At 46.9% G+C, this 373-nt stretch carries 1 protein-coding gene; it reads left to right on the forward strand.

The genetic code is table 11. The features are described 5' to 3' along the window. Nucleotides 1-373, forward strand: a 373-nt coding sequence (locus tag A3756_RS06170; RefSeq protein WP_156490316.1) for an MFS transporter, incomplete at both ends; no start/stop codon positions are given.

Genomic DNA, 373 nt, shown 5'->3' on the forward strand with positions numbered 1-373 from the left:
TACTTCGTTACCTTCGGTTCAGAACTAGCGGTTGTATCAATGTTGCCTCTATTCTTCTTGGAAACTTTTGAAAGTCTTGATCCTGTCAAAGCGGGCCTATTGGCTTCAGGCTTTGCCTTCATGAACTTGGTTGCACGTCCAACTGGCGGTTGGTTCTCTGATCACATTGGTCGTCGTAAAGCTCTAATGTTCTTGATTGGTGGTTTGGCATGTGGCTACTTTGTATTGAGCCAGGTTGATTCATCTTGGTGGATCCCCGCTGCTGTGATTGCAACCATGTGCTGTTCGTTCTTTGTTCAGGCTGGTGAAGGTGCGGTATTTGCGGTAGTTCCACTGATCAAACGTCGTATGACAGGTCAGATTGCAGGTATGG

The organism is Oleiphilus sp. HI0086 (assembly GCF_001635225.1).